At 69.7% G+C, this 15,243-nt stretch carries 11 protein-coding genes; 6 read left to right on the top strand and 5 right to left on the bottom strand.

Features of this window, described 5'->3' with window-relative positions:
• Positions 1 to 4: 4 nt before the first annotated feature.
• Complete coding sequence (locus ACQPXM_RS32550; protein ID WP_432940911.1) at positions 5 to 1,000, bottom strand: aldo/keto reductase; 996 nt, start codon at positions 998 to 1,000, stop codon at positions 5 to 7.
• A 127-nt stretch (positions 1,001 to 1,127) separates the two neighbouring features.
• Between ACQPXM_RS32550 and ACQPXM_RS32545 the strand changes: the two genes are divergently transcribed.
• Positions 1,128 to 1,976 carry a helix-turn-helix transcriptional regulator gene (locus ACQPXM_RS32545; protein ID WP_432940908.1) on the top strand — a complete coding sequence of 283 codons (849 nt, stop codon included), beginning with the start codon at positions 1,128 to 1,130 and terminating at the stop codon, positions 1,974 to 1,976.
• A gap of 63 nt (positions 1,977 to 2,039) precedes the next feature.
• Here the strand turns inward: ACQPXM_RS32545 and ACQPXM_RS32540 are convergent, their stop codons facing one another.
• Positions 2,040 to 5,834, bottom strand: coding sequence for a S8 family serine peptidase (locus tag ACQPXM_RS32540; RefSeq protein WP_432940905.1), 3,795 nt, complete (start codon positions 5,832 to 5,834; stop codon positions 2,040 to 2,042).
• A gap of 144 nt (positions 5,835 to 5,978) precedes the next feature.
• On the opposite strand from ACQPXM_RS32540, the gene ACQPXM_RS32535 reads away from it, so the two are divergent.
• The 3 genes from ACQPXM_RS32535 to ACQPXM_RS32525 all read left to right on the top strand — a co-directional run bounded on the left by ACQPXM_RS32535 (position 5,979) and on the right by ACQPXM_RS32525 (position 11,806).
• Entirely contained in the window at positions 5,979 to 7,976 is a 1,998-nt protein-coding gene (locus ACQPXM_RS32535; RefSeq protein WP_432940903.1) for a thioredoxin domain-containing protein, read from the top strand.
• A 226-nt stretch (positions 7,977 to 8,202) separates the two neighbouring features.
• Positions 8,203 to 10,275: a M4 family metallopeptidase gene (locus ACQPXM_RS32530; RefSeq protein ID WP_432940900.1), complete on the top strand. Its 2,073-nt coding sequence runs from the start codon at positions 8,203 to 8,205 to the stop codon at positions 10,273 to 10,275.
• A 97-nt stretch (positions 10,276 to 10,372) separates the two neighbouring features.
• Positions 10,373 to 11,806: a M28 family metallopeptidase gene (locus ACQPXM_RS32525; RefSeq protein WP_432940897.1), complete on the top strand. Its 1,434-nt coding sequence runs from the start codon at positions 10,373 to 10,375 to the stop codon at positions 11,804 to 11,806.
• On the opposite strand, the gene ACQPXM_RS32520 is transcribed toward ACQPXM_RS32525, so the two are convergent.
• Positions 11,803 to 12,327 carry a hypothetical protein gene (locus tag ACQPXM_RS32520; RefSeq protein ID WP_432940895.1) on the bottom strand — a complete coding sequence of 175 codons (525 nt, stop codon included), beginning with the start codon at positions 12,325 to 12,327 and terminating at the stop codon, positions 11,803 to 11,805. The genes ACQPXM_RS32525 and ACQPXM_RS32520 overlap by 4 nt on opposite strands.
• 32 nt (positions 12,328 to 12,359) lie before the next feature.
• Here ACQPXM_RS32520 and ACQPXM_RS32515 point away from each other — a divergent pair, with 32 nt between their 5' ends.
• Positions 12,360 to 12,830: a nitroreductase/quinone reductase family protein gene (locus ACQPXM_RS32515; RefSeq protein ID WP_432940892.1), complete on the top strand. Its 471-nt coding sequence runs from the start codon at positions 12,360 to 12,362 to the stop codon at positions 12,828 to 12,830.
• On the opposite strand, the gene ACQPXM_RS32510 is transcribed toward ACQPXM_RS32515, so the two are convergent.
• Positions 12,823 to 13,998, bottom strand: coding sequence for a phosphotransferase (locus ACQPXM_RS32510; RefSeq protein ID WP_432940889.1), 1,176 nt, complete (start codon positions 13,996 to 13,998; stop codon positions 12,823 to 12,825). The genes ACQPXM_RS32515 and ACQPXM_RS32510 overlap by 8 nt on opposite strands.
• A gap of 56 nt (positions 13,999 to 14,054) precedes the next feature.
• Here ACQPXM_RS32510 and ACQPXM_RS32505 point away from each other — a divergent pair, with 56 nt between their 5' ends.
• Positions 14,055 to 14,510 carry a MarR family winged helix-turn-helix transcriptional regulator gene (locus tag ACQPXM_RS32505; protein WP_432940887.1) on the top strand — a complete coding sequence of 152 codons (456 nt, stop codon included), beginning with the start codon at positions 14,055 to 14,057 and terminating at the stop codon, positions 14,508 to 14,510.
• Here ACQPXM_RS32505 and trhA read toward each other — a convergent pair.
• Positions 14,495 to 15,208, bottom strand: a complete 714-nt coding sequence (trhA, locus tag ACQPXM_RS32500) for a PAQR family membrane homeostasis protein TrhA (RefSeq protein WP_432940885.1) — start codon at positions 15,206 to 15,208, stop codon at positions 14,495 to 14,497. The two genes, ACQPXM_RS32505 and trhA, sit on opposite strands and share 16 nt — an antisense overlap.
• Positions 15,209 to 15,243: the final 35 nt, after the last annotated feature.

The following is a 15,243-nucleotide window of genomic DNA, read 5'->3' as shown; positions in this document are numbered from 1 at the left end:
GTTGTCAGTTGCCCACGCCGAGGCGGGGCATGTGGGCCGTGGGATACCGATCCCCGCGGGCCGCGTTGGGCGGAACGGTTTGGCGGATCACGGCGAGGTCGTCCTCGGTCAGCTGCACGTCGGTCGCGCCGAGCGCCTCGGTCAGCCGCTCGCGCGATCGCGCGCCGACCAGCGGGACGATGTCGTCGCCTTGCGCTGCCACCCAGGCGATCGCCAGTTGCGCCATCGTGCGGCCGTTGGCCTCGGCGATCTCGCGCAGGGGCTCGACGAGGGCGAGGTTGTGCTCGACGTTGCCCGGCGCGAACCGCGGGCTGAGGACGCGGTGATCGCCGGGTCCCGCGGAGTGCCCGGCCGACCAGTGCCCGGAGATCAGCCCGCGGCCCAGTACGCCGTACGCCGTCATGCCGATCCCGAGCTCGCGCAGGACCGGCAGGACCTCCGACTCGACCGCCCGTGAGATCAGCGAGTACTCGATCTGCAGATCGCTGATCGGGTGGACGGCGTGGGCTCGGCGGATCGTTTCCGCGTTCACCTCCGACAACCCGACGGATCGCACGTATCCGGCCTCGACCAGCTCCTTGATCGCTCCGATCGTGTCCTCGATCGGCACCCGCGGATCGAGCCGGGCCGGCCGGTAGATGTCGACGTGGTCGGTGCCGAGCCGGTTCAGCGAGTACGTGAGGAAGTTCTTCACCGCCTCGGGGCGGCAGTCGATGCCGCCGATCCCACCGCCTGGCTGGGTCAGCATGCCGAACTTCACGCTGAGCTGGTAGCTGTCGCGGTCCCGGCCCCGCAGGGCCTCGGCGAGCAGCAGTTCGTTGTGGCCGCTGGCGTAGAAGTCGCCGGTGTCGATCAGCGTGACGCCCGCGTCCAGCGCGGCGTGCACGGTGGCGATGCTCTCCGCGCGGTCGGTGGCGCCGTACGCGCCGGACATGCCCATCGCGCCCAGGCCCAGTTGGGAGACGACCGGTCCGTTCTTGCCGAGTTCTCGTGTCTGCACAGCTCTTCCCCTTCGTCGTTGCTCTTGGCATCAGCCTGGCCGGGTGCGACCGGCGGCGGGAGAGGAGAGTTCATCGTGGGAGCGGCGCTCCCTGGATCGGCGTGCGGCGGCGAGGGAGGATGGCGCCATGCAACGCGACGAGCTGGCGGATTTCCTGCGTCGTCGGCGGGAGGCGATCCGCCCCACCGACGTGGGAATCGCCGCGGGACCACGCCGCCGTACGGCGGGACTGCGCCGCGAGGAGGTGGCCATGCTCGCCGGCATCTCGGTCGACTACGTGATCCGCCTGGAGCAGGGCCGAAGCAGTCAGCCGTCGACGCAGCTGCTCGCCGCGCTGGCCCGGACGTTGCGGCTGTCCGACGACGAACGTGACCACGTGTTCCACCTCGCGGGGCATCAGCCGCCACCCGCCGAGGGGGCCGGGCGTCTGGCGCGGGCCGGCCTGATCCGGATGCTCGATCTGCTCGGCGACACCCCGGCCGCGGTGATGTCCGATCTGGGCAAGGTCCTGGCGCAGAACCGGACGTCCGTCCTGCTCACCGGAGACCAGACCCGCTTCACCGGAGACCGTCGCTACCACGTGTACCGCTGGTTCACCGAGCCGGAAGTCTGGGCGACCCATCCGGCCGACGAGCGCGAGCACCACGCGCGGGCCGTGGTCGCCGATCTTCGCGCCACGGCCGGCCGGCGCGCCGGCGACCCCGTCGTTCAGGGACTGGTGGACCGCTTGCTCGCGGCCAGCGAGGAGTTCGCCCACCGCTGGTCCGAGCACGAGGTCGAGGTCCGCCGCGCCGACCGCAAGACCTTCGTGCATCCCCGGATCGGCAGCCTGCTGATGGACTGCGAAACCCTCGTCACGCCCGACCTCGGCCAGCAGCTGATCGTGCTCACCCCGGCCGACGCCGAGACCCGGGAACGCCTCGATCTGCTCCGCGTCGTCGGTGTCGAGTCCTTCAGCACCGAGCCGACGCAGTGACCGAATTTGTTGCCCAACGCAAGAGGCGGCCGGTGCGTCGAGCACCGGCCGCCTCCGCGAGCGTCACTTCAGGCCGAAGGCCCGGGTGATCGTCTGGCTGACGCCGCCGCCGTTGCGCTGCGTGGCGGTCACGCGGACGGACACGTGACCGGCGCGAGCCGGAGCCTGCAGCCGGGTCTGCCAAAGGCCCTTGTTCTGCTTGACTTCCTGCCGCTGCCAGGTCGCGCCGTCGTCGTAGGAGACCTCCACCGCGACGCCGGTGACCGTGTCCTCCCGGGCATCGCTGCCGAGCACAACAGGCTTGACGGAGAAGACCGAACTGCGCTTCGCCCGCCCCGCGGCGTCGACCTCGGTGGTGTAGTCGAGCTGCACCAGCGGCAGCGGCTGGTTCTCGGCCTCGCTGGAGGTGAAACTCCACTCGGTGTGCGTCGCGGTCGAGTACGGCGTCAGCTCGGGCTTGCCGACCGTATCGACGACCAGCCGGTACGGGCGCTTCTCCGGGGCCAGACCGCCGACACCGAAGTCCGGTCGCGGTCCGTTCTGCATCAGCAGCTCGTCGCCCTGGTAGAGCTTGAAGCTGCGCGTCATCATCGAGTCGCCGCTGTGCGCGGAACCGCCGTCACCGAAGCCGGCGATCATGCCGCCCATCGCGTTGCCGACCCGGTGCGGGACCTCGAAGTTGACCATCCGGGGCCGGACGACGGGACCGAACCAGCGCTCGTTCTGCACGCTGCGCGGCTGGTAGCTGACCACGTCGGTGAAGGTCGACCATCCGTCGATGCTCGCGTACTGCTGCCACTTGGCGCCGGCCGAGACCCAGTCGGTCCGGTGCCCGGCGGCGACCTTGCGCGGGAACTTCGGCGCGCGAACCATGCCGAAACCGGCGTACGGGTAGGCAGCCGGCCAGTGCTCGTACGCCGGACTGTCCTCGCGGCTCTCCAGCACCTGCTGGCCGAGCGGCGGAGCGAAGTCGTTCTCGATCCGGGCGAGGCTGCCGGGGTCCGTCGCCGCGGACGGGTCGTCCGGCACCAAACCCTGGTGGTAGTCCGCCAGGTCGTACAGGTACGACGGCACCGGATGGGCCTCGACGGTCAGGTCGGTCCGGCCGGCCTTGATCTTGCTGATCAGGGCTTCGCCTTCGTCCACCGTCAGCGACGCGGTTCGGATCGGTCCGGCGGTCCGGCCGTCCGGGTCGCCGTACCAGTCGCTCTTGCGGCCGTCGGTGTCGTTGACCACCAGCAGCATCGCCGCGCCCGCGGTGTGCGCTGCGGTGGCCTGCTCGAACGGGGTGACCTCAGTGCTGCTCCGAACCACCACGGCTTTACCGCGGGCGGACAGGCCGTTGTACCCGGCCGACGATCCGGTCCCGGCGAAGACCGCGTTCACCCGTGACTTGCCCGCCTGGAACGCAGGCGATCCGGGCTGTACCAGCAACGTGTCGTCGAGGCTGCGGCCGCCGTACGTGATCTTCAGCGGCGTCTGTTCGGCGCGGAACCGGGTGGTGAAGAAGAAGCTGCCCTTCTGCACCTTGGTCTTGGTCGGCAACGCCCAGACGCTGTCGTACGCCGGCGGCGGCAGGTAGATCTGGTGCAGCGCCTGCCTGTCGTTGGGATCCGGCGTCGCGGAGCCGAACGAACGGAACAGATCGATCCGGCTCGTGGTGACGGAGGTCGGCTGGGGAGTCGCGACCTTGACCTCACGCAGCCGCGAGCCGTCCAGTACGACGGTCCGGTCGGTGGTCAGGTCGACCTCCGGAGCCATCAGGAAGGCGAGTCCGAGCGAGTGCGGGCCGTTACTGCCTTGGACGTCGAGCGTCGCGCCGACGGTGTACGAACCGGGCGCCCACCGGCTGGTGATCTTGCCGTCCGGCGCCCACAGGATGTTGGTCTTGCCGTCGGCGCCGGTGATCTCGACCTCACCGCTGACCGGCTTGCCGGCCTTGTCCTTCAGCTGAACGGTCAGCGAGCGCTTCTCCGCCTCGACGGACAGCCCCACCGCCGTGTGGACCGTGCTGGTTGTGGACTTCGCGACGACCTGGGCGGCGTACTGGCCGGGCGTCAGGTCCTTCGGGTTCGCCACGAGACCGACCGTCGAGGTGCCGCGCGCGGGCACGGTGACCTGGTTGGCCGCCAGCGTGAACACCCCTGCAGGCGTGGCGCCGCGTTCGGTGGACAGCTGAAGTGTGATGGCGCGGTCGGTGGTGTTGCGGTAGGTGATCTGGCGCTTGATCGGCGTACGGTCCGGCCGCGGTGACCAGGCGACGAGCCCGGCGTCGACCGATCCGGTGGCGACGATCTGGCCGCGGAGGTAGGCCGCGGCGACGTCCAGCCGCCCGGTCCCTCCCTCGTACGGCGTGTAGGCGGGCGTCAGCGCGGTGGTGCTCATCAGCGCGTCCTTGATCTGCTGCCCGGTCCAGTCCGGGTGTTCGCCGGCCAGCAGCGCGGCGGCCCCGGCGACGTGCGGAGCGGCCATCGACGTACCGCTGTCCGATCGGTAGTAGCCCTCGCTACCGTCGTTCATCTGCTGCGAACGCGCGGCCAGTACGTCGACGCCCGGCGCGGTCAGGTCGGGCTTGAGCCCGTCGTCGAGCATCCGCGGCCCGATGCTGGAGAAGCCGGCGAGCTGGTCGGACGTGTCCACGGCACCGACGGTGAGGGCGGCGTCGGCGGTGCCGGGCGCGCTCACGGTGTAAGGGGTGTTGCCCGAATTGCCCGCGGCGATGACGAACAGCGCGCCGGTCTCGGCGCTCAGCCGGTTGACCGCCTGGCTCAGCGGATCGTCCTGCGTGTGGTAGGCCGCCGTGCCCAGGCTCATGTTGATCACCTTGGCGCGCTCGGTCCGCACCGCCCACTCCATCCCGGCGATGATGCCGGAGATCGGGCCGGAACCGTTGTCGCCGAGTACCTTGCCCACCACCAGATCGGCGCCCGGCGCGACGCCGCGCTCCTTGCCGTCCGAGGCGGCGCCGGTCCCGGCGACGGTCGAGGCGGTGTGCGTGCCGTGGCCGTTGCGGTCGACCACCTCCTCACCGGCGACGAAACTCCGGCTCGCCACGACGCGCTGCGCCAGGTCCGGATGTGTGGCGTCCACACCCGAGTCCAGTACGGCGACGCGAACGCCGGCGCCGGTCGCTCCTGTCTTCCACACCTCCGGGGCACCGATCTGCGCGGTCGTGTCGGCGAGCAGCGCCTTGGCCTTGCCGTCGAGCCAGATCCGGTCGATCCCGGCGGCGAAGGCCGGGGTCGTACTGGTCCCTGGCTGTGCCCGGCGGGCGGCCGACGCGCTCGTGAGGGTCGACCACAACGAAGCGGCCTGCGAGCGCTCGGCCCGAACCGCCGCGCCGCCGACGGAACGGAGCTCACGCCCGACGCGCACTCCCGGCAGCGCGGGACCGGCCGACCGCGAACGGCCCGCCGCGTCCGGTGCGAGAGTCGATCCACCCGGCGCGCTGGTGACGATCAGTGGGAGGTCTTTCATCCGGGCGTTGTCGTAGCCCTGGGCGACCAGTTCGCTGATGTTGAACAGCTGCTTGTCGAGCAGTCCGGACGCCACGTACGCCATGGCCTCGTCCGGCAAGACGAAGGTGTCGCCGGCTTCGACGGTGACCTTCACCGCCCCGGTGGTTCCCGGAGCGCGCTGAACGTCCTGCACGGACACAGCCCGGCCGGACCCCTTGGCGACCGTCACCTTGTCACCGGTGATCAGGGTCAGCTCGAGCGGTTCGTCAGCTGAGACCGCGGCTTGGTCAGCCGTGGGTGGTGGAGGCTCGGCGCCGGCCGGTACGGGGGCGGCCACGCCGACAACCAGGAGAAGTGCTGCGACCGGCATCAGGTGCCGGCGGGCAGAAGAACGGCGCACGGTGTCCTCCGGGGGAGCTGGGGTGACCGCATCCGATCAGCATTAAGCTGACGTGTAAACGAATTGGCCATTTTGGTCAGGATCCGGGGGTGCTCTGGCCGGACTGGTCACGGAGGCCCTGAACCGACCGCCTACCGTGGAGGCATGGCCACCAACGAGCTGAGCACCTCGACCTCGCCGTACCTGCGCCAGCACGCGGACAATCCGGTCGCGTGGAAGCAGTGGGGCGAGGCGGCGTTCGCGGAGGCGCGGGAGCGGGACGTGCCGGTGTTCTTGTCGGTGGGCTACTCGGCGTGTCACTGGTGCCACGTGATGGCGCACGAGTCGTTCGAGGACGAGGCGACGGCGGCGTACCTGAACGAGCACTTCGTCAGCGTCAAGGTGGATCGCGAGGAGCGGCCGGACGTCGACGCGATCTACATGGAAGCGACCGTGGCGATGACCGGGCACGGCGGCTGGCCGATGTCGGTGTTCATGACGCCGGCGGGGGAGCCGTTCTTCTGTGGCACGTACTTCCCGTCCGAGCCGCGGCACGGGATGGCCAGCTTCCGGCAGGTGCTGGAGTCGCTGGCCGACGCCTGGCGGACCAAGCGGGAGCAGATCGACGGGATCGGCGAGAACGTGGTCCAGCAGCTCGGCGCGCGGCAGCAGCCGGCCGGGGGAGTGATCGACGCGGCGACGCTGGAGCGTGCCGCCGGTCTGCTGAGGAAGGACTTCGACCCGGTCGACGCGGGCTTCGGCCCGGCGCCCAAGTTCCCGCCGTCGATGGCGCTCGACTTCCTGCTGCGGCACCACCGGCGGACCGGGTCGGCCGACGCGCTGGCGATGGTCGAGGCGACCTGCGAGCGGATGGCGCGCGGCGGGATGTACGACCAGCTGGCCGGCGGCTTCGCGCGGTACAGCGTGGACAAGCAGTGGATCGTGCCGCACTTCGAGAAGATGCTGTACGACAACGCGTTGCTGCTCGATGTCTACACCCACTGGTGGACCGTCACCGGGTCGCCGCTGGCGCAGCGGATCGCGGTCGAAACGGCGGACTTCCTGCTCGCCGAGCTGCGGACGCCGGAGGGCGGCTTCTCCTCCGCGCTCGACGCCGACACCGAGGGCGAGGAGGGCCGGTACTACGTCTGGTCGCCCGACGAGCTGCACGAGGTGCTCGGGGACGACGCCGACTGGGTGATCGAGTTGTGCGACGTGACCGGCACGTTCGAGCACGGTACGTCGGTGCTGCAGCTGCGGCGCGATCCCGACGACCTGGAGCGGTGGCAACGCGTCCGCGGCCGACTGCTCGAGGCGCGGGCCCGGCGGACCTACCCCGGGCGAGACGACAAGGTTGTTGCCGCGTGGAACGGGCTGGCGATCACCGCGCTGACCCGGGCTGGGCTCGTGCTGGACAAGCCCGAGTACGTCGAGGCGGCGGTGCGCGCGGCCGAGCTGGTCCGGGACGTGCACGTCGATGCCTCCGGGCGGTTGCACCGGACCTCACGCGACGGCGTGGTGGGGTCGGCGCATGGCGTACTGGAGGACTACGCGGGGTTCGCGCAGGCCTGCTTGACGTTGCTGGCGGCAACTGATGATGCCGGATGGCTAGACCTGGCGAAGGGCTTGCTGGACAGGGTTTTACAGCAGTTCGTTGCTGACGGCTCCTTCTTCGACACGGCGGCCGATGCCGAGGCGCTGGTCTGGCGGCCGCAGGATCCGACGGACAACGCGACCCCGGCAGGGGTGTCGCTGGCGGCGGAGGCGTTCACCACCTTGGCGTCGGTGACCGGCGAGGCCCGCTACGAAGAGGCGGCCGAGCAGGCGCTCGCGGCGTCCGCGACCTTGGCCGGCCGGGCCCCGCGCTTCGCCGGGCGGGCGCTTGCGGTCGCGGAGGCCCAGGCCGGCGGCCCGCTGGAGATCGCGATCGTCGGCGAGGCGGTTGCGTCGGGGGACGCCGGCGAGCTCGTCCGCACCGCGCTGAAGCACGCGCCGTGGGGTACCGCCGTCGTCCGTGGCCGGCCCGGCTCCGACGTACCCCTGCTGGCCGGCCGTGGCCTGGTCGACGGGCGCGCCGCGGCGTACGTGTGTCAGAAGTTCACCTGCAAGCTCCCGGTCGTGTTGCCGGAAGACCTTCGGGCGGAGTTGACGACGCGCCGCTGACAACGCGGGCCAACGCGGGTTTTCCCTGTCGTTTCGGGACTTTCCCTTGACTCCCGCCCGGCTGAGGCGGAGAGTCCTCCCTCAGTCGGATGTAACAGGATGCGCATGTCCTGACACATAGTGTCACAACTGAGGCAGTGGCACTGGTGGGTCAGTTGCGTCCGGCGTCCCCAACTGAATTGGTCGCTGCGCCCAAACAGCGGCCACACCGTGAGGAGATGTTGTCTTGAAACGACTGACATCAGCAGGGGCGGTGGCCATCGTCGCGACAGCGGGACTGGCCGCGTCCGTCACCGGCACCACCGCCGGCGCCGCCACCCGTACGGCGCCGCTCCCAGCGTCCGGCTTCAACGAGCCGGCCGCCGTCCAGGCCGAGAACGCGCTGACCGCGCGGACCGCCGCCGCCCTCGGACTGGCCGGAGGTGAGCAACTCGTCGCCCGCGGGATCGCCGCCGACCCCGACGGTACCGAGTTCGTGCACTACGACCGGACCTTCAACGGCCTGAAGGTGGTCGGGGGTGACCTGATCGTCAAGCGCAAGGGCGACACGATCGGTGGTGTCACCTACAACCGCGGTGCGAAGACCATCGGCGTCGCGTCGACCAAGCCGGCCCTGTCCCAGGCCGCCGCGCTCGGCACGGCCGCCAAGTCCGCGAAGTTCAAGGCCACCAGCAACAAGGGGGCGCTGATCGTCTTCGCCGCCACCGGCAAGCCGGTGCTGGCCTACGAGGTCGTCACCACCGGCACCAAGGCCGACCAGACCCCGTCGGTGCTGCACACCTACGTCGACGCCAAGTCCGGCGCCGTCCTGGCCCAGGACGACGAGATCAAGACCGGCACCGGCAACTCGATGTACTCCGGCACGGTGAGCATCGGCACGTCGGGCAGCTTCACGATGAGCGACCCGAGCCGCGGCGGCAACCACACCACGGACCTGAACGGCGCGACCTCCGGCGCCGGCACCACGTTCACCGACGCCGACGACACCTGGGGCAACGGCACCACCTCGAGCCGGCAGACCGCCGGTGTCGACGCGCACTTCGGCGCCCAGCTGACCTGGGACTACTACAAGAACGTGCACGGCCGCAGCGGCATCTTCAACAACGGCCAGGGTGCGCGGTCCCGCGTGCACTACGGCAACGCCTACGTGAACGCGTTCTGGGATGGCAGCCAGATGACGTACGGCGACGGCGCGGGCAACGCCCGTCCGCTGACCTCGATCGACGTGGCCGGCCACGAGATGAGCCACGGCGTCACCGAGGCAACCGCCAACCTGAACTACTTCGGCGACGCCGGCGGCCTGAACGAGTCCACCTCGGACATCTTCGGCACCGCGGTCGAGTTCTCGGCCAACAACAGCGCCGACCCGGGTGACTACCTGATCGGCGAGAAGATCAACATCAACGGCAACGGCACGCCGCTGCGCTACATGGACAAGCCGAACAAGGACGGCCGCAGCTACGACTGCTGGAGCAGCGCGGTGAGCGGTGCGGACCCGCACTACTCCTCCGGTCCGCTGAACCACTGGTTCTACCTGGCTTCCGAGGGCACCGGCAGCAAGGTCATCGGTGGCGTCACGCACACCAGCACCGCCTGCAACGGAGCGACGATCACACCGGTCGGCCGCGACGTCGCCGCCAAGGTCTGGTACCGCACGCTGAGCACCAAGCTCACCTCGGGCAGCACCTACCGCGACGCCCGCGAAGGCGCGATCAACTCGGCCAAGGAGCTGTACGGCGCGGATTCCGCGCAGTGTAAGGGCATCGAGGCCGCGTTCTCCGCGATCTCGGTCCCGGCCGGCGCGGCCGCCTGTGGCGGTGGCACCGAGCCGCCGACCGGTGACAACCTGATCAAGAACCCGGGCTTCGAGTCGGGCGCGACCAGCTGGACCGGCACCACCGGCGTGATCACCAACAGCACGTCGAAGCCGGCCCGGACCGGTTCGTACAAGGCGTGGCTGCAGGGCAACGGCCGGACCACGACCGAGAACATCGCTCAGTCGGTCGCGATTCCCGCGGCGGCGACCGCGGCCAGCCTGTCGATGTGGATCCGCATCGACACCGCGGAGACCACCGGCTCGACGGTCTACGACACGGTCAAGGTGCAGGTGATCGACGGCGCCACCACCACGACGCTCGGCACCCTGTCGAACCTCAACAAGTCGACGTCGTACGTGCAGAAGACCTACAACGTGACCGCCTACAAGGGCAAAACCGTCACGGTGAGGTTCCTCGGCCAGGAGGACTCGTCGCTGCAGACCAGCTTCGTGATCGACGACGTGTCGCTGGTCGCCGGCTGACCGGTCCCGCAGTATCGCTGTGATCCCGTCCGGGGCGCACACCTCCCGCCCGAGGCTGTGCGCCCCGGATTCTCTGTGTGAGGCAAGGGAGTTCGCCATGTCCAAACCCCTCCTGTCCGGCGTGCTCGGCGCCGCACTCGTCGCCGCCGCCCTGGCGCCGAGCGCGCCCGCCACCGCGAGCGGCCCCACGGTCGTTGCCGCGTCGCCCGACATCTCCGTCACCAACGTCAAGGCCTATCTCGACCAGCTCCAGTCGATTGCCACCAGCAACGGTGGCAACCGCTACACCGGCCGGCCCGGTTATCGCGCATCGGCCGACTGGGTGAAGTCCAAGCTCGACGCGGCCGGTTACACCACCTCGTTGCAGTCCTTCTCGACGTCAGCCGGTACGTCGTACAACGTGATCGCGGAGTGGCCGCACGGCGACGCGAACCACGTCGTGATGGCCGGTTCGCACCTGGACAGCGTCAGCTCGGGTCCGGGGATCAACGACAACGGTAGCGGCAGCGCCGGTGTGCTGGAAACCGCGCTGGCCTTCGCCGCCAGCGGCCAGACGCCACGCAACCGCGTGCGCTTCGGCTTCTGGGGCGCCGAGGAGCTCGGCCTGGTCGGATCGAAGTACTACGTCAACAACCTGCCCGCCGCCGAGCGGGACAAGATCGAGCTGTACCTGAACTTCGACATGACCGGTTCGCCGAATCCCGGCTACTTCGTCTACAACGACAACCCGGCCGGCAACGGCGCGCGGGACGAACTGACCAGCTACTTCACCAGCAAGTCGATCCAGACCGAGTACGTCGACGTGCAAGGCCGGTCGGATCACGCGGCCTTCCGGGCGCTCGGAATCCCCACGGCAGGGACGTTTTCCGGTGCCGAGGGCATCAAGACGTCGGCGCAGGCGAGCAAATGGGGTGGGACGGCCGGTCAGGCCTACGATCCCTGTTACCACCGCTCGTGCGACACGATCAGCAACCTGAACCTGACCTCGCTGGACCGGCACAGCGACGCGATCGGCCACATGGTCTGGACCTACGCGCAGAAGGACTACGGCGGCACGAACCCGCCGACCGGCGGCAACCTGCTGCTCAATCCCGGCTTCGAGTCCGGGGCGGTGAACTGGACCGGAACCACCGGCGTGATCACCAACAGCACGTCGAAGCCGGCTCGCACCGGTTCGTACAAGGCGTGGCTGCAAGGCAATGGCCGCACCAGCACCGAGAACATCGGCCAGTCGGTCGCGATCCCTGCGGCGGCCACCGCGGCGAGTTTGTCGCTCTGGATCCGGATCGACACCGCGGAGACCACGGGTTCGACGGTGTACGACACGGTGAAGGTGCAGGTGGTCGACGGTGCGACCACGACAACGCTCGGCACCTTGTCGAACCTGAACAAGTCGACGTCGTACGTGCAGAAGACCTTCAACCTGACCGCCTACAAGGGCAAAACCGTCATGGTGAGGTTCGCCGGCCAGGAGGACTCGTCGCTGCAGACGTCCTTCGTGATCGACGATGTAGTGCTCGGGACCAGCTAGACCGGCTTGCAGAGCTTGCCCGGCGCGGCGGCTTCGGTCAGCAGTTGGCTGACCGGAGTCGCCAGCGGCTTGAGACGGGGGTCTTCCAGGCGGGCCATGCCGGTGCCGGTGGCGACGGCGACGATCATGTCGTCGGGATGCCGGATGGTCGGCTTGGTCGAGCCGACACCGGTCCAGTCGACCTGCTGCACGGCAGCGGTGAGGGAAGCGAGAAAGCCGGGCTCCAGCTTGCATTTGGCGGTCTGCTTGCCGCGCTGAGTCACGGTGGTGAGACCGTCGGGGCCGATCACCACCTTGTCGTCGAAGCCGGCGAAACCTCCGGTCCGGGTGACGGTGATCGGGAGGGCGTCACCGCCGCTAGGCGTGCTGGGCGTCGGCGTACTGGTGCTCGACGTGGTGGACGGGGTGGGGCTCGGCGTGCTCCCGGCGTCGGAGTCGTCGCCGCAGCCCGCCAGGAGCAGCGTGGCGGCGGCGGTGGCGGAGATGGCGGTCAGACAAAGGTTCCTCACACCCTCATGCATACCCACTTCCTCCTGGACGGCAGACTTCGTGCATGGGCTGGTACACGAATGTCATCCGGCTGTTAGGGCACCGGCCCTGGTTCGCCACCGTCGGTCGCGCCGCCGTGCCTGTCGATCGCTGGCTGCAGCAAAGGACCGGTGGCCGGGTCAACATCCTCGGCCGGAGCGCGTTGCCCACGCTGCTGCTGACCACCACCGGCCGCAAGTCGGGGGAGCCGCGGACCGTCCCGCTGCTCTACGCGCCCGACGGCGACTCGTTCGTGGTGACCGCGTCCAACTGGGGACAGCAGCATCACCCCGCCTGGTCTGCCAACCTGCTCGCCAACGCCGAGGCGGTGGCGGCGTTGCCGGGTGGCCGCGAGGTGCCGGTTCACGCCGTACTGGCCGAAGGCGCGGAGCGCGAGCGGGTCTGGCCGCTGGTGACGAAGGTGTGGCCGGCGTACGACACCTACGTCGAACGCAGCGGCCGGCACATCCGGGTCTTCGTCCTGACGCCTAGGTGAGTTGCTTGGTCAGGTCGACCAGGGCTCTGGTCAGCAGCACCCGGTTCTCGAACAGCACCGCGTCGCTCTCGGTGGCGGGCGCGCCGAGATTCTCCAGGGGAAGCGCGGTGAACGTCGCCCGGGCCAGCAGCGACCCCAGGTACCCGTAGCGGACCTGCTCCAGCGAGACCTGCATCCCCTCGACGGCCAACCCCTCCGTGAACGCCTCGAGGATCACCTTGTGCACGGCAGGCAGCGCGGTGGGCGACAGTTCACCGGCGTGAGCGAGCCCGACCAGGAGCTGCCCAAGATCGAAACCGACCGCCTGCGGGCAGTCGAAACCCCAGTCGATCACCACGAACTCGTCCGGACTGCCCAGCGGGACCAGCAGGTTCTGCGGACTCGCGTCCCCGTGCTGGTAGCACTGCGGCAGCGCATCCAGCGCATCCAGTACGCCGGGCAACTGCTCGCCCAGCTCGAGCAGATCGTCGCGGAGCCGGTGGTCGCCGGTGTTGCAGACAGCAGCGGCCAGCAACGGGTGCCGCCAGGTCTCAGGGCTGGCGAGCGCGGGCAGTGCGTTCACCATGACCCGGCCGAAGACGTACTGCCGCAGCCCGATGCCCGGCGTCTCCACGTCCGGCCGCGGCACCAACGGCGTCACCAGGTGGGGCCGGCGCCGAGCGGACAGCCGGCCGAGCAGGAATGCCGCCCGGCCGAACCGCTCGAGCCCCCAGATCCCCGGCTCCTGGACGACGTGTTCCATCCACAGCGTCGCCCGGTCGTCGTCGTACTCGTCGATCCGGTACGCCGTCGGCAGCCGCAGCCCGTCGGGCAGCAAGGTGGCGATGTCGCTGGAGTGGACCGCGAGCTCCAGCCGCCAGGGGATGTTGCGGACCAACTCCTCACGGAACTGCTCGGGGATGAGCTCGATCAGCGCCCAATGCCGAGCCGACTGCAGTTGCTTGACGAAGCAGCACCATTCGGCGGTCGCGCCGTCGGCCAGCCGGGCCGTGCCGAGCACCCGGGTCAGGGCGGCGGTGGTCGGCGTACCGATCGGATACGGGAACGGTTCGGCCCGGGTGCTGACCGGGACGGCCTGCGGGTCGCCGGTGACAGCCCGAACCAGGTCGGTGAGCTGATCGGCGTCGAGCGCGGCCCGGCCGAGTGGTTCGAGTGCGGTGACGGACATCGGATCCCCCCGAGGAAAGCAAAGCAGCTTTACCATTCGGATAGTAAAGTTGCCTTATGACTTCCGTCAACGGCCTTTCCGGTCTGGAGACTCCGGCGCACATCGCGAACCTGCTCGGTTTCGTGCTGGGCCGGCTACGTGAGCAGATCCTGTCGGGTGCCGAGCTGCCGTTCCCCGGGTTGCGGGTGTCGCACTATCGGCTGCTCGACCTGATCCCGCCCGAGGGCGCGCGGATCACCGACCTGGCCGCGCACGCGGGGATGACCAAACAGGGGCTCGGGCAGCACGTCGACTACCTGCAGGAGCGTGGGTACGCCGAGTCGGCCCGGCTGGAGGGCGATCGCCGGGTGCGGCTGGTCCGGCGTACGGAGAAGGGGGACGAGGCGACGGCGTTCGCGCGCGCGGCAATCGCACGGGTCGAGCAGGACTGGGCCGAGCAGTTGGGCGCCGAGCGGTACGCCGACTTCCGGCAGGCGCTGTTCGAGCTGGGGCTTGGTCAGCCGGCGCGGTAGGTGGCGATGCTGACCGCGATGTAGTGGCAGATGAACGCGGCCACGGTGCACGCGTGAAAGATCTCGTGGAAGCCGAACCACAGCGGCGACGGGTTCGGCCGCTTGGTGCCGTAGATGACCGCGCCGATCGAGTACAGCCCACCGCCGACCGCCAGCAGTGCGACCACCGAGGCGCCGCCGAGGTGGTAGAAGTCGCTCATCCAGAAGATCGCGACCCAGCCGAGGGCCAGGTAGATCGGCGTGTAGAGCCAGCGCGGCGCGCCGACCCAGAAGATCCGGAAAAGGATGCCGATCAGCGCGCCGCCCCAGGCCGTGCTGAGCAGGAGGACCCGGTCGCTGCCGCTGAGCAGCACCATGCCCAGTGGGGTGTAGGTGCCGGCGATCAGCAGGAAGATGTTGCTGTGGTCGAGCCGGCGCAGGATCGCCTCGCCGGTCGGGCCCCAGTAGAACCGGTGGTAGAGCGCCGAGATGCCGAACAGCAGCATCGAGGCCAGCGTGTAGACGGCCGCGGCCCAGCGGGCGCTCGCGCTCGGGGCCAGGCAGATCAGCACGATGCCGGCGGCGGTGGCCAGCGGGAATGTACCGGCGTGCAGCCAGCCGCGCAGCTTCGGCTTCAGCGCTCGGGTCAGCCGGTGGTCGTGCCCGTGGTCCGACGGGTCGGTGGGGGTGGTGTCGTCGGTCACGGTCTTGGCCGCCATGCGCCAACCTCCTCGAAGCGTCGGGGGAAATTCTT

The sequence above is a fragment of the Kribbella sp. CA-253562 genome (assembly GCF_050942265.1).
Lineage (GTDB): Bacteria > Actinomycetota > Actinomycetes > Propionibacteriales > Kribbellaceae > Kribbella.
Note: the sequence above shows the minus strand (reverse complement) of the source record. Positions and strands in the feature narration are given on the sequence as shown.

Bases quoted from the DNA above. Each gene is read 5' to 3' on its own strand.
- ACQPXM_RS32520 (WP_432940895.1), bottom strand. From the start codon at position 12,327: ATGCATGAGGGTGTGAGGAACCTTTGTCTGACCGCCATCTCCGCCACC.
- ACQPXM_RS32535 (WP_432940903.1), top strand. From the start codon at position 5,979: ATGGCCACCAACGAGCTGAGCACCTCGACCTCGCCGTACCTGCGCCAG.
- trhA (WP_432940885.1), bottom strand. From the start codon at position 15,208: ATGGCGGCCAAGACCGTGACCGACGACACCACCCCCACCGACCCGTCG.
- ACQPXM_RS32545 (WP_432940908.1), top strand. From the start codon at position 1,128: ATGCAACGCGACGAGCTGGCGGATTTCCTGCGTCGTCGGCGGGAGGCG.
- ACQPXM_RS32525 (WP_432940897.1), top strand. From the start codon at position 10,373: ATGTCCAAACCCCTCCTGTCCGGCGTGCTCGGCGCCGCACTCGTCGCC.
- ACQPXM_RS32510 (WP_432940889.1), bottom strand. From the start codon at position 13,998: ATGTCCGTCACCGCACTCGAACCACTCGGCCGGGCCGCGCTCGACGCC.
- ACQPXM_RS32515 (WP_432940892.1), top strand. From the start codon at position 12,360: ATGGGCTGGTACACGAATGTCATCCGGCTGTTAGGGCACCGGCCCTGG.
- ACQPXM_RS32505 (WP_432940887.1), top strand. From the start codon at position 14,055: ATGACTTCCGTCAACGGCCTTTCCGGTCTGGAGACTCCGGCGCACATC.